Below are 12,894 nucleotides of genomic sequence, written 5' to 3'. Positions count from 1 at the left end.
GGGTTCCGGCTAGCGGGCCAGGGTGACCAGACCGAGCTCGTTGCTGGCGGCCAGCATCGGATGGCGGGGCAGCACGCGCACGGTGTATCCCACCGATCCCGCCAGCGGCAGCGGGGTGGTCGTCGAGAACACCTGGTTGCCGCCCTCGGCGGTGCCGGTGTACGACATCTCGACGGTGATCGGCTCCAGCAGCGCATCGCCGGCGTCGACGCGGCCGACCACCGCCTGGACCGTGACCTCCTCGGGCGCCAGCCCGGCCAGCTGCACGGTGGCGGTCAGGGTCAGCTTCGAGCCGAGCACCGGGCTGTCCGGCAGGCCGGTGCTGTCGACGTCGGTGATCACGATCTTCGGCCAGGCCTCGTAGGCGCGCCGGCGATAGGCGGCCAGCTCGCGGGCGGCGCCGAACTCGCCGCCGCCGTCGGCGGGCGCGAGCGTCTTGCGCAGCGATTGCGCCGCGGGCGTGTAGTACTGCTCGACGTAGTCGCGCACCATGCGGGAAGCCAGGACCTTCGGGCCGAGCGTCTGCAGGGTGTGGCGCACCATTTCGATCCAGCGCGGCGGTACCCCGTGCTGGTCACGCTCGTAGAACTTCGGTGCCACGGCTTCTTCCAGCAGCCGATACAGCGCGCTGGATTCCAGGTCGTCGCGGCGCTCCGCGTCGGCCACGCCGTCGGCAGACGGTATCTCCCAACCGTTTTCGCCGTCGTACCATTCATCCCACCAGCCATCGCGGATGGACAGGTTCAGCCCGCCGTTGAGTGCGCTCTTCATTCCCGAGGTGCCGCAGGCCTCCAACGGGCGCAGCGGGTTGTTCAACCAGACGTCGCAGCCCCAATAGAGCAGCCTGGCCATGGACATGTCGTAGTCGGGCAAGAACGCGATGCGGTGGCGCACCTGCGGCCGGTCGGCAAATCGCACCACCTGCTGGATCAAGGCCTTGCCGCCGTCGTCCGCCGGGTGCGACTTACCGGCGACGATCAGCTGGATCGGCCGTTCGCTGTCCAGCAGCAGCTGCTCCAGCCGATCCGGATCGTGCAGCATCAGCGTCAACCGCTTGTACGTCGGCACCCGCCGGGCGAACCCGATGGTCAGCACTTCCGGATCGAAAGCTGTTGCTATCCAACCCAATTCGGCGTCCGAGGCGCCGCGTTCCAACCACGAGCGCCGCAGCCGGCGCCGCACGTCGTCGACCAGCAGGGACCTCAATTGCGAACGAATCCACCACAGGTGACCCGCATCGACCTGCTGCAGGCGCAACCACACGCCCGGATCGCTGAACGAATCCGACCCGGCCAGCTCGTAGCCCAGCTGCAGCCACTGCGGCGCCGCCCAGGTGCGCGCGTGCACCCCATTGGTGATCGACCCGATCGGCACCTCCCCGGGGTCGAATCCGGGCCACAGCTCGTTGAACATCGCCCGGCTCACCCGGCCGTGCAGCGACGAGACCCCGTTGGCCCGCTGGGCCAGGCGCAGACCCATGTGCGCCATGTTGAATTTCGTCGGGTCGTCCTCGGCGCCGAGCGCCAGGATGCGCGCCGTCGGCACCCCCGGCAGCAACACGGGCGCGCTCGTCGCGTCGGCCGCCGTGCCGTCGCCGCCGGATGCCGATTCGTCGGCAAGATGGTCGTCGAAGTACAGCCGCACCATGTCGATGGGGAAACGGTCGATGCCCGCGGGCACCGGGGTGTGGGTGGTGAACACGGTGCTCGAGCGCACGACCGCCAGCGCGGTGTCGAAGTCCAACGCCGCGCCCGTCATCAGCTCGCGAATGCGCTCCGCGCCCAGGAACCCGGCGTGCCCCTCGTTCATGTGGAACACCTCCGGCGCGGGCAGGCCGTGGATGGCGGTGTAGGCGCGGATCGCCCGCACGCCGCCGATGCCGGCCAGGATCTCCTGCCTCATCCGGTGTTCCTGATCGCCGCCGTACAGGCGGTCGGTGACACCCCGCAGATCGTGCTCGTTCTCGGGGACGTCGGAATCGAGCAGGAGCAGCGGGACCCTGCCCACCTGCGCGACCCAGATCCGGGCGTGCAGCTGCGCGGAGTCCGGCAGCATCAGCTCAACCAGGGCGGGGTCGCCGGTGGCATCGGTCAGCAACCGCAACGGCAGCCCCTGCGGGTCCAGCGACGGGTAGTTCTCGTGCTGCCACCCGTCGGCGGTCAGCGACTGCCGGAAGTAGCCGGACCGGTAGTAGAGCCCCACCGCGACCAACGGCACGCCCAGATCGGATGCGGACTTCAGGTGGTCACCGGCGAGGATGCCCAAGCCGCCGGAGTAGTTGGGCAGCACCTCGGCGATGCCGAACTCCATCGAGAAGTAGGCGATGGCGGCCGGCATCTCGGCGCCGTGGTCCTGCTGTTGCTGGTACCACAGCGGGCGGTTGAGGTAATCGTTCAATTCGGCGGTCAGCTCGTCGAGCCGGCGAAGGAAGGTCTCGTCGATCGCCAATTCGTCGAGTCGCGCCGGCTTGACCGCCCCCAGCAACGCCACCGGATCGCAGCCGCATCGCTGCCACAGGTCCGGGTCGATGCTCGCGAAAAGGTCCTGGGTCGGCGTGTCCCATGACCATCGCAAGTTGGTCGAGAGCTGGTCCAGCGCGGTCAAACGCTCGGGAAGGTGAGCACGGACGGTAAACCGGCGGAGGGCTTTCACGCGTCCCTACCTTACTGAGGATTCCGGCCCGCGCACGGCGGCGCGAAAGACCGCTTTTCGTTCGCTTTCCGTGGCGGGGTGTGACCGAAGACTAGGGTGGGTATCGGTTAGTTATCGGGGTCGCAACGATGCTTCCCCGCATAGAAAGTTCCCCACGACAGGAAGTTTCCCGACGAGCGGCGTTCCGCGCGGAGCACACCCCGGACTGGCCGCACACAATCTGGATCGCTCCCGGTGACGATGCGGCCCGCGGCGCGGGGCGCGGAGGAAGCGGGAAAATCGGAACGGAGTGGTGGTGCCCGGTCGTGTCGAGATCGATAACGTCCAGCCGGTCGTTTCCTGTGGCGCGTTTCCCGCGAAAGCCGTGGTCGGCGAGGTCGTGCCGGTCAGCGCCGCGGTGTGGCGGGAAGGCCACGAAGCGGTGGCCGCAACCCTGGTCGTGCGCTACCTCGGGCCGGGCTATCCGCAAGTCACCGAGACCCGGCGGGTCAAAGCGGTTCAGGCTCCGGCAAAGCCGGTGACCGATCGCGACGGCAAGGTCGACCAGCAAAAGGTCAAGCCGCTGGCGCTGCCGATGACGATGGGTCTGGAACCCTATGTGTTCCACGGCCAGTTCACCCCCGACCAGGTGGGGCTGTGGACCTTCCGCGTCGAGGGGTGGGGCGATCCGATCCACACCTGGCGGCACGGGCTGGTCGCCAAACTGGACGCCGGTCAGGGCGAGAAGGAACTGTCCAATGATCTTCTGGTAGGCGCCGGGTTGTTCGAACGCGCCGCGAGCGAGGTGCCGCGCGCCCGGCGCGAACCGCTGCTGGCCGCCGCCGCGGCGCTGCGCACCCCCGGCGACCCGGTCACCCGAACGGCGCTGGCGCTGGGGCCGGAGATCGAGGAAATCCTGGCGGACCACCCGCTGCGCGACTTCGTCACGCGCGGCGAGCAGTACAGCGTCTGGGTGGACCGGCCGTTGGCCAGGTTCGGCTCCTGGTATGAGATGTTTCCCCGCTCGACCGGCGGATGGGACGCCGACGGCAACCCCGTGCACGGCACATTCGCCACCGCAACCGCCGCGCTCGGGCGCATCGCGGCGATGGGGTTCGACGTCGTCTACCTGCCGCCGATCCATCCGATCGGCAAGGTACATCGCAAGGGGCGCAACAACTCCCCCACCGCCGCTCCGACAGATGTGGGTTCTCCCTGGGCGATCGGCAGCGACGAGGGCGGCCACGACGCCGTCCACCCGGATTTGGGCACCATCGAGGACTTCGACGCGTTCGTCGCCGCGACACGCGAATTGGGCATGGAGGTGGCGCTGGACCTGGCGCTGCAATGCGCGCCGGACCATCCCTGGGCGCGTAACCACCGCAACTGGTTCACCGAATTGCCCGACGGCACCATCGCCTACGCGGAGAACCCGCCCAAGAAGTACCAGGACATCTATCCGATCAACTTCGACAACGACCCGGCCGGCCTCTACGACGAGGTGCTGCGCGTGGTCCGGCACTGGATGGACCACGGCGTCAAGGTTTTTCGCGTCGACAACCCGCACACCAAGCCGCCGGACTTCTGGGCGTGGTTGATCGCCGCGGTCAAGGCCATCGACCCCGACGTGCTGTTTCTCTCCGAGGCCTTCACGCCGCCGGCCCGCCAGTACGGGCTGGCCAAACTGGGCTTCACGCAGTCGTACAGCTACTTCACCTGGCGCACGGCGAAGTGGGAGCTGACCGAATTCGGTAACGAGATCGCCGCTTTGGCCGACTTCCGCCGGCCCAACCTGTTCGTCAACACCCCCGACATCCTGCACGCCATCTTGCAGCACAACGGGCCCGGGATGTTCGCCATCCGTGCGGCGCTGGCCGCGACGATGGGACCGGCCTGGGGCGTGTATTCGGGATACGAGCTGTTCGAGCATCGCGCGGTGCGGGAAGGCAGCGAGGAGTACCTGGACTCCGAGAAATACGAGTTGCGGCCTCGCGATTTCGCGGGTGCGCTCGCCGAGGGACGCTCGCTTGAACCATTCATCACGCAGCTCAACGCGATTCGCCGACTCCACCCCGCCCTCGAGCAGCTGCGCACCATCCATTTCCACAGCGTGGACAACGACGCGCTGCTCGCCTACAGCAAGTTCGACCCGGCCACCGGCGACTGCGTGTTGGTGGTGGTGACGCTCAACGCCTTCGGCCCCGAGGAAGCGACCCTGTTTTTGGATATGGCCGCACTGGGTATGGAGCCCTACGAGCGCTTTTGGGTGCGCGACGAGATCACCGGCCAGGAATTCCAATGGGGACAAGCCAATTACGTTCGCATCGATCCCGGGCAGGCGGTCGCGCACATCATCAACATGCCGCGCGTACCGCATGACGCTCGAATGACGCTGCTGCGCAGGCATTGACACCAGACATGAAACGGACCGGAGGCGAAAGGGACATGAGCCAAGCCGACCAACTCGCTCGGACGCACCTGGCGCCCGACCCCGCCGACCTGTCGCGCCTGGTCGCCGGCACGCACCACAACCCGCACGGCGTGCTGGGTGCCCACGAATACGGCGACCACACCGTCATTCGGGCGTACCGGCCGCACGCGGTCGAGGTCGTCGCGATCGTCGGCGACGACCGATTCCCGATGCAGCACGTCGAGTCCGGGCTGTTCGCCGTGGCGCTGCCGTTCACCAACCTGATCGACTATCGGCTTCAGATCACCTACGAGGGCGCCGACCCCTACGTCGTCGCCGACGCCTATCGTTTCCTGCCCACCCTCGGCGAGGTCGACCTTCATCTTTTCGCCGAAGGGCGCCACGAGCGCCTCTGGGAAGTCCTTGGCGCGCATCCTCGCTCGTTCACCACGGCCGACGGCGTGGTCAACGGGGTGTCGTTCGCGGTGTGGGCGCCCAACGCCAAGGGCGTCAGCCTGATCGGCGAGTTCAACGGCTGGACCGGCAACGACGCCCCGATGCGGGTGTTGGGCTCCTCGGGCGTGTGGGAGCTGTTCTGGCCCGGCTTCCAGCTCGAGGGGCTGTACAAGTTTCGCGTTCATGGCGCCGACGGAGTGGTCACCGAACGCGCCGACCCCATGGCCTTCGCCACCGAGGTGCCGCCGCACACGGCCTCCCGGGTGACGCGCAGCAAGTACACCTGGGAAGACGCGGACTGGATGACGCAGCGCGCCGGGCGCAACCCGGTGTTCGAGCCGATGAGCACCTACGAGGTTCACCTGGGTTCATGGCGACCCGGGCTCAACTACCGCCAGTTGGCCCGCGAGCTGACGGATTACGTTGTGGAGCACGGATTCACCCACGTCGAGCTGCTCCCGGTCGCCGAACATCCCTTCGCCGGATCCTGGGGATACCAGGTGACGTCGTACTACGCCCCGACGTCCCGGTTCGGCACCCCGGACGAATTCCGGGCCCTGGTCGACGCCCTGCACCAGGCCGGTATCGGCGTGCTGGTGGACTGGGTGCCGGCACACTTCCCGAAGGACGCGTGGGCGCTGGGACGCTTCGACGGCACCCCGCTTTACGAACATTCCGACCCGAAGCGTGGCGAGCAACTCGACTGGGGCACTTACGTATTCGACTTCGGCCGGCGGGAAGTGCGCAACTTCCTGGTGGCCAACGCGCTGTATTGGCTCGAGGAATTCCACATCGACGGATTGCGGGTCGACGCGGTCGCGTCGATGCTGTACCTGGATTACTCGCGCCCCGAAGGTGGCTGGACGCCGAACATCTACGGCGGGCGGGAGAACTTGGAGGCGGTCCAGTTCCTGCAGGAGATGAACGCCACGGCGCACAAGAGCGCCCCGGGCATCGTCACCATCGCCGAGGAGTCGACCTCCTGGCCCGGGGTCACCCGGCCGACAAACCTTGGCGGCCTGGGCTTTTCAATGAAGTGGAACATGGGCTGGATGCATGACACGCTCGACTACATCAGCCGCGATCCGATCTATCGGAGCTATCACCACCACGAGATGACGTTCTCGATGCTTTATGCGTTCAGCGAGAATTACGTGCTGCCGATCAGCCATGACGAGGTGGTCCACGGCAAGGGAACGCTGTGGGGACGCATGCCGGGCAACAATCACGTCAAGGCCGCCGGGCTGCGCAGCCTGCTCGCCTACCAGTGGGCGCACCCGGGCAAGCAATTGCTGTTCATGGGCCAGGAATTCGGCCAGCGCGCCGAGTGGTCCGAAGAGCGCGGTCTGGATTGGTGGCAGCTCGACGAGCAGGGATTCTCCAACGGCGTCCTGCGCATGGTGCGCGACATCAACGACATCTACCGCAGCCGCCCGGCGCTGTGGAGCCAAGACACCGTGCCCGACGGCTACTCCTGGATCGACGCCAACGACTCGGGCAACAACGTCTTGAGCTTCCTGCGTTACGGCAAGGACGGCTCGGTGATGGCGTGCGTGTTCAATTTCGCCGGTGCCGAGCACGGCGGCTACCGGCTGGGCCTGCCGTCGGCGGGGCGGTGGCGCGAGGTGCTCAACACCGACGCCACCGTCTACAACGGTTCGGGGGTCGGGAACATGGGCGGTGTCGATGCCACCGAGGATCCGTGGCACGGGCGTCCGGCCTCGGCGGTGCTGGTGTTGCCGCCCACGTCGGCGCTGTGGCTGGAACCGGAGTAGGGCCCCTTAACCCCATCGCCGAACGTGGACTAGTTGCGCGATTTCGGCGCTGTTGGCGCCAACAACTCGACGTTCGTGAGCCGATTTCGCGTCAGTACAGCGCGTTGGCGAGGTTGCGTCGCCCGACGACGACCTCGGGATCGGCCGGGTCGAACAGTTCGAACAGCTCCACCAGGCGGGTGCGCACCAACGCGCGATCATCGCCGGATGTGCTGCGCACCAAGGCGATCAGTCGCTCGAACGCGGCGGCGACCTCTTGGTTGAGGATCTGCACGTCGGCGGCCGCGAGGGCGGCTTCGATGTCGGTCGGCGCCGCGTCGGCGACCGCGACGGCGTCCGGGCGCTGGGCGGTCGCGCGCGTCAGGAACTCGATCTGGCGGATCGCGCCCTTGGCCTCCGCGCTGGCCGGGTTGGCATCCAGGATCGACTGATAGGACGCCTTGGCGGCCTCGAAGTCACCGTCCTCCAGCTGCTGGCGCGCCGCGGCCAACTCGGGGTCGACGACGTCGGGTTCCGCGGAACCCGTTGCGCCCCTAAGCTTCCCGGCGGTCGCGGAGAGGATCTGGTCCAGCCAGCCGCGCAGTTGCTCGGCCGGCTGCACGCCTTGGAAACTCGAGATCGGCTGTCCGGCCGCCAAGGCCACCACGGTGGGGACGGCGTCGACGCCGAAGATCTGGGCGACCCTGGGCGCGACATCGACATTGACGGAGGTCAGCGACCACTTGCCGTTGTCCTGGCCGGACAGGCCCGACAGCGTGTCGAGGAGCTGGACGCACGCGTCGCTGCGCGGCGACCACAGCAGCACGACGACCGGCACTTCCTCGGACCGCAGCAGAACCTCGGCCTCGAAGTTGGCCTCGGTGACCGCGGTGATGCCGCCCCCCTCGGGGGTCGGGGGCGTGGGCCCTCCCGGAGCGGCGCCGGGCGACTGGGCGCGCTGCTTGAGACCGGACAGATCGACAGCACCGGTCAGTGCGGGGCCGATGGAAGGTCGCGGACGCGTCACGCCGTCAAGTTTGTCATGCGCGCGGGCTACCGATCCACCCGGTGGCGGCGCCGCTCGGGCACGGCCGGGACGGGGCCGAAAATCCCCTCAAAAAGGGGCGTGATCGGCCCGTATGACGAAGATCACAAAATTCTTGCCGCCGCACGGCGCCAGCAACGTCGCGGGGAGCGTCGATCCCTGGCTAACCCGCCCGCAGAACCAGGGCGTCGCCCTGCCCTCCGGCCCCGCAGAGCGCCGCGACGGCGTATCCGGACCCCCGCCGCGCCAATTCCAGCGCCGCATGCAGCGTGATGCGCGCTCCCGACATGCCGATGGGATGCCCGACCGCGATCGCGCCGCCGTTGACGTTGACGATGTCGGGATTCACGCCGAGTTCGCGGGTCGAGGCCAGCGCGACCGCGGCAAACGCCTCGTTGATCTCCACGACATCGAGCTGGTCGACGGAGATGCCCTCGCGGCCGATGGCCTTCTTGATCGCGTTGGCCGGCTGCGACTGCAGGGTGGAATCCGGACCGGCCACCACCCCGTGCGCGCCGATCTCGGCCAGCCAGCTCAGCCCCAGCTCCTGCGCTTTGGCCTTGCTCATCACCACCACCGCGGCGGCGCCATCGGAGATCTGGGAGGCCGAACCGGCGGTGATGGTGCCATCGCGGCGAAACGCCGGCTTGAGGCCGGCCAGCGACTCGGCCGTGGTGTTGGCGCGGATGCCTTCGTCCTCGGCGAACTGCAGCGGATCACCCTTGCGTTGCGGGATGTTGACCGGCACCACCTCGTCGGTGAAGACGCCGTCCTTCCACGCCGCGGCCGCCTTCTGATGCGACCGCGCAGCGAACTCGTCCTGCTCCTGGCGGGTGAACTTGTCGACGTCGTTGCGCTGTTCGGTGAGCGCGCCCATGGGCTGGTCGGTGAACACGTCGTGCAGGCCGTCGTAGGCCATGTGGTCGAGGACCGTGACGTCGCCGTACTTGTAGCCCGAGCGGCTGTCCATCAGCAGGTGCGGCGCCTTGGACATGGACTCCTGGCCGCCGGCGACCACCACGTCGAACTCCCCGGCGCGAATGAGCTGGTCGGCCAGCGCGATGGAGTCGATTCCGGACAGGCACATCTTGTTGATGGTCAGCGCCGGCACGTCCCAGCCGATGCCGGCGGCCACGGCCGCCTGGCGTGCGGGCATCTGGCCCGCCCCGGCCGTCAACACCTGGCCCATGATCACGTAGTCGACCAGCGAACCCGGCTCTTGAACATTTGGGAAGGCCTTCTCCAGCGCGCCGGCGATCGCGATGGCGCCCAGATCGCTGCCCGAGAAATCCTTCAGCGAACCCATCAGCTTGCCGATGGGTGTGCGCGCTCCAGCAACGATCACCGACGTCGTCATGACTCTCTCCTAAGGCCTGCTGGGCGCTCCCCCGACGGCCGATTCGGACTCCCGGAGAAGCGCAATCTTTGCCGCCAGGTTACCGTTATGTGATGACGACCGATCAAGTTGACGCCCGTCAGATCCTGGCCACCTCACTGGTGACGGCGATCGATCACGTCGGCATCGCAGTCGCCGACCTGGACGCCGCCATCGACTGGTACCACGACCACCTCGGCATGATCCTGGTGCACGAGGAAGTCAACGAGGAGCAGGGAATCCGCGAAGCCATGCTGGCGGTGCGGGGCGCCCCGGCGGGCACCGCGCAGATCCAGTTGATGGCCCCGATCGACGAGTCCTCGACGATCGCGAAGTTCCTCGACAAGCGCGGGCCGGGCATTCAGCAGATGGCCGTTCGGGTCAGCGACCTCGACGCCATGGTCGAGCGGCTCCGCGAGCAAGGCGTGCGGTTGATCTACGACGCGCCCCGGCGCGGCACGGCAAACTCCCGGATCAACTTCATTCACCCCAAGGACGGCGGCGGAGTGCTGATCGAACTCGTCGAACCGGCCGCCTGAGAGCCGGTAGTCAAGACCACTTCCTGGTGGGACCGCGGGTGGCGCGGTGCGCCCAGCACGGCGTGTGCCAATGCCGGCGGTCCTCGACGTGACCCGCGCCTGTCCCGGACACCGAATCGATCGGCCACACCACCAAATGAGCTGAGCCGGAGCGGATTTCGTGATCGCAGCCCGGGCAGCGATAGGTCTTGACCGCTCGGGCCGCTGCAACGGGACGGACCTCGTACTCGTGTCCGTCGGGCCCGACCTCCACCCGGCGCAACAGCGGCGCCGACGGCCGCTGCCTGCGTGGCGGTGGGCGGCGCCGAGGCATGCGATCAGTCTAGTGACGGGCTTCAGAACAGCCGGTACTCGTCGTTGTCCATGCCCCGCATCTTGTCGTAATCCAATGTCACACAACGGATCCCGCGATCGACGGCCAGGGTGCGCGCCTGCGGCTTGATCTGCTGCGCCGCGAAGACCCCTTGCACCGGCGCCAGCAGGCTGTCCCGGTTGAGCAGCTCGAGGTAGCGGGTGAGCTGCTCGACGCCGTCGATCTCGCCGCGCCGCTTGATCTCCACCGCCACCGAGCCGCCGCGTTCGTCGCGGCACAGCAGATCGACGGGGCCGATGGCGGTCATGTACTCGCGACGCACCAGCGTGTACCCCTCGCCGAGCAGCTGGACGTGCTCGGCGAGCAGCGCCTGCAGGTGCGCTTCGACGCCGTCCTTGACCAGCCCCGGGTCCACGCCGAGATCGTGGCTGGAGTCGTGTTCGATCTCCTCGACGGTGATGCGCAGTTGTTCGCCCGCCTTGTTTTCGACAACCCACACCGGGGGGTCACCGGCCTGCTCGCTCAGCCAGCACGGCGGGCTCATCCAATTCAGCGGTTTGTAGGCGCGGTCGTCGGCGTGCACACTGACCGATCCGTCGGCCTTGAACAGCAACAGCCTGCGCGCGGAGGGCAGGTGCGCGGTGAGCCGGCCGACGTAGTCCACGGTGCATTGAGCGATCACTAGACGCACCCGACTCACCTTAGAGCGTGGCCGACAAATTAGGCTGACGCCACCATGTCGGCCAACACGTCCTTGGCACAACGAATAGGCCGGGTGCTCGAGCGCGTCACCCGTCAGAGCGGCCGTCTGCCAGAGACGCCGGCGTACGGCTCCCTGCTGCTCGGTCGGGTGTCGGAAAGCCAGGGCCGCCGCCGGGTGCGCATCCAGATCATCATGACGGTGCTGGTGCTGGGCGCGAACCTGATCGGCATCGCCGTCGCGCTGTTTTTGGTGACGGTCGCCATCCCGGTGCCGAGCGTGTTCGACGACGCGCCGGCGTGGATCACGTTCGGTGCCTCCCCGGCCTACATCGTGGCGGCCTCGGCGTGGGGCACGTACTGGATCACCCGCCGGACCGTGATCGCCCTGCGCTGGGCGATTGAAGAGCGCGAGCCGACTCCAGAGGACGAGCGCAACACCTTTGTCGCGCCGTGGCGCATCGCCCTCGTCGACCTCGTCTTGTGGGGCGTCGGGACGATACTGCTGACGACGCTGTACGGCATGGTCAACACGCTCTTCATTCCGCGATTCCTGCTCGTCGTGAGCTTTGGCGGGGTGGTGGTCGCCACCGCTAGTTACCTGCTCGCGGAGTTCGCGCTGCGGCCCGTCGCCGCCCAGGCGCTCGAGGCCGGGCCACCGCCACGACGGTTCGCGGCGGGCATCATGGGCCGCACGATGGTCGTCTGGTTCCTCGGTTCGGCCGTGCCCGTCATCGGGACCATGATGCTCGCTCTGTTCGAGCTCGTGCTGCGCAATCTGACCCAGACGCAGTTCGCGGTGGCCGTGTTCATCGTGTCGATGGCCCCGTTGATCTTCGGGTGCGTCCTGATGTGGATCCTGGCCTGGCTCACCGCGACACCGGTGCGGGTGGTCCGTGCGGCCCTGGCGCGCGTCGAGCGCGGCGATCTGCGGGGGGACCTCGTGGTGTTCGACGGTACCGAACTCGGTGAGCTGCAACGCGGCTTCAACACGATGGTCGACGGCCTGCGGGAGCGGGAACGCGTCCGCGACCTCTTCGGCCGCCACGTCGGGCGTGAGGTGGCGCTGGCCGCGGAACGCGAACGGCCGAAGCTGGGCGGCGAAGAACGCCACGTCGCGGTCGTCTTCATCGACATCGTCGGGTCGACGCAGCTGGTGACGAGCCAGCCGCCGGCCGAAGTCGTTGCGGTGCTGAACCGTTTCTTCGCGATCGTCGTCGAGGAGGTCGACCGCTACTGCGGGCTGGTCAACAAATTCGAAGGCGACGCGACGCTGGCCATCTTCGGCGCGCCCAACCGCCTGGACAGTCCCGAAGATGCGGCGCTGGCCGCCGCGCGGTGTATCGCCGAGCGCCTGGCGGACGAGATGTCCGACCTCGAGGCCGGGATCGGCGTGGCCGCGGGCCAGGTCGTCGCCGGAAATGTCGGCGCCAAAGAACGATTCGAATACACCGTCATCGGGGAGCCGGTCAACGAGGCGGCGCGGCTGTGCGAGCTCGCCAAGTCACACACCAACCGTCTGCTCGCGACGGCCGACGCCATCGAGGGCGCAAGCGAAAACGAGCGGGCCCGTTGGTCATTGGGCGAAACGGTCACCCTGCGCGGGCACGAGCGCCCCACCCGGTTGGCGTCGCTCGTCGACGCCCCTTCATCCGCTCAGTAGGGCTTCGGC

General features: G+C 67.8%; 9 protein-coding genes. 4 read left to right on the top strand and 5 right to left on the bottom strand.

The window, feature by feature from the left end:
• Positions 1–9: 9 nt before the first annotated feature.
• Positions 10–2,652, bottom strand: coding sequence for an alpha-glucan family phosphorylase (gene glgP, locus K883_RS15795; protein WP_014711093.1), 2,643 nt, complete (start codon positions 2,650–2,652; stop codon positions 10–12).
• 295 nt (positions 2,653–2,947) lie between these two features.
• Between glgP and K883_RS15790 the strand changes: the two genes are divergently transcribed.
• Positions 2,948–5,041: an alpha-1,4-glucan--maltose-1-phosphate maltosyltransferase gene (locus tag K883_RS15790; protein WP_201767264.1), complete on the top strand. Its 2,094-nt coding sequence runs from the start codon at positions 2,948–2,950 to the stop codon at positions 5,039–5,041.
• Between the two features lie 35 nt (positions 5,042–5,076).
• Complete coding sequence (glgB, locus tag K883_RS15785; protein ID WP_014711091.1) at positions 5,077–7,272, top strand: 1,4-alpha-glucan branching protein GlgB; 2,196 nt, start codon at positions 5,077–5,079, stop codon at positions 7,270–7,272.
• 91 nt (positions 7,273–7,363) lie between these two features.
• Here the strand turns inward: glgB and K883_RS15780 are convergent, their stop codons facing one another.
• Together K883_RS15780 and K883_RS15775 are read right to left on the bottom strand one after the other, a co-directional pair.
• Complete coding sequence (locus tag K883_RS15780) at positions 7,364–8,278, bottom strand: tetratricopeptide repeat protein (RefSeq protein WP_014711090.1); 915 nt, start codon at positions 8,276–8,278, stop codon at positions 7,364–7,366.
• A gap of 181 nt (positions 8,279–8,459) precedes the next feature.
• Positions 8,460–9,653, bottom strand: coding sequence for an acetyl-CoA C-acetyltransferase (locus tag K883_RS15775; RefSeq protein WP_014711089.1), 1,194 nt, complete (start codon positions 9,651–9,653; stop codon positions 8,460–8,462).
• A gap of 89 nt (positions 9,654–9,742) precedes the next feature.
• On the opposite strand from K883_RS15775, the gene mce reads away from it, so the two are divergent.
• Entirely contained in the window at positions 9,743–10,210 is a 468-nt protein-coding gene (gene mce, locus K883_RS15770; RefSeq protein ID WP_014379600.1) for a methylmalonyl-CoA epimerase, read from the top strand.
• Between the two features lie 10 nt (positions 10,211–10,220).
• On the opposite strand, the gene K883_RS26860 is transcribed toward mce, so the two are convergent.
• On the bottom strand, positions 10,221–10,523 hold the full coding sequence (locus K883_RS26860) for a hypothetical protein (RefSeq protein WP_080552542.1): 303 nt from the start codon (positions 10,521–10,523) through the stop codon (positions 10,221–10,223).
• Between the two features lie 22 nt (positions 10,524–10,545).
• On the bottom strand, positions 10,546–11,214 hold the full coding sequence (gene nucS, locus K883_RS15765) for an endonuclease NucS (protein ID WP_008254859.1): 669 nt from the start codon (positions 11,212–11,214) through the stop codon (positions 10,546–10,548).
• A gap of 45 nt (positions 11,215–11,259) precedes the next feature.
• Here nucS and K883_RS15760 point away from each other — a divergent pair, with 45 nt between their 5' ends.
• Positions 11,260–12,885: an adenylate/guanylate cyclase domain-containing protein gene (locus tag K883_RS15760; protein WP_036454911.1), complete on the top strand. Its 1,626-nt coding sequence runs from the start codon at positions 11,260–11,262 to the stop codon at positions 12,883–12,885.
• Positions 12,886–12,894: the final 9 nt, after the last annotated feature.

This window comes from Mycobacterium sp. TKK-01-0059, assembly GCF_000709305.1.
In the GTDB taxonomy this organism is placed as follows: Bacteria; Actinomycetota; Actinomycetes; order Mycobacteriales; family Mycobacteriaceae; genus Mycobacterium; species Mycobacterium intracellulare.
Note: the sequence above shows the minus strand (reverse complement) of the source record. Positions and strands in the feature narration are given on the sequence as shown.

What these genes read in the sequence shown, in the direction of transcription:
- glgB (WP_014711091.1), top strand. Translation starts at nt 5,077, where the DNA reads ATGAGCCAAGCCGACCAACTCGCTCGGACGCACCTGGCGCCCGACCCC.
- K883_RS15775 (WP_014711089.1), bottom strand. Translation starts at nt 9,653, where the DNA reads ATGACGACGTCGGTGATCGTTGCTGGAGCGCGCACACCCATCGGCAAG.
- K883_RS26860 (WP_080552542.1), bottom strand. Translation starts at nt 10,523, where the DNA reads ATGCCTCGGCGCCGCCCACCGCCACGCAGGCAGCGGCCGTCGGCGCCG.
- K883_RS15760 (WP_036454911.1), top strand. Translation starts at nt 11,260, where the DNA reads ATGTCGGCCAACACGTCCTTGGCACAACGAATAGGCCGGGTGCTCGAG.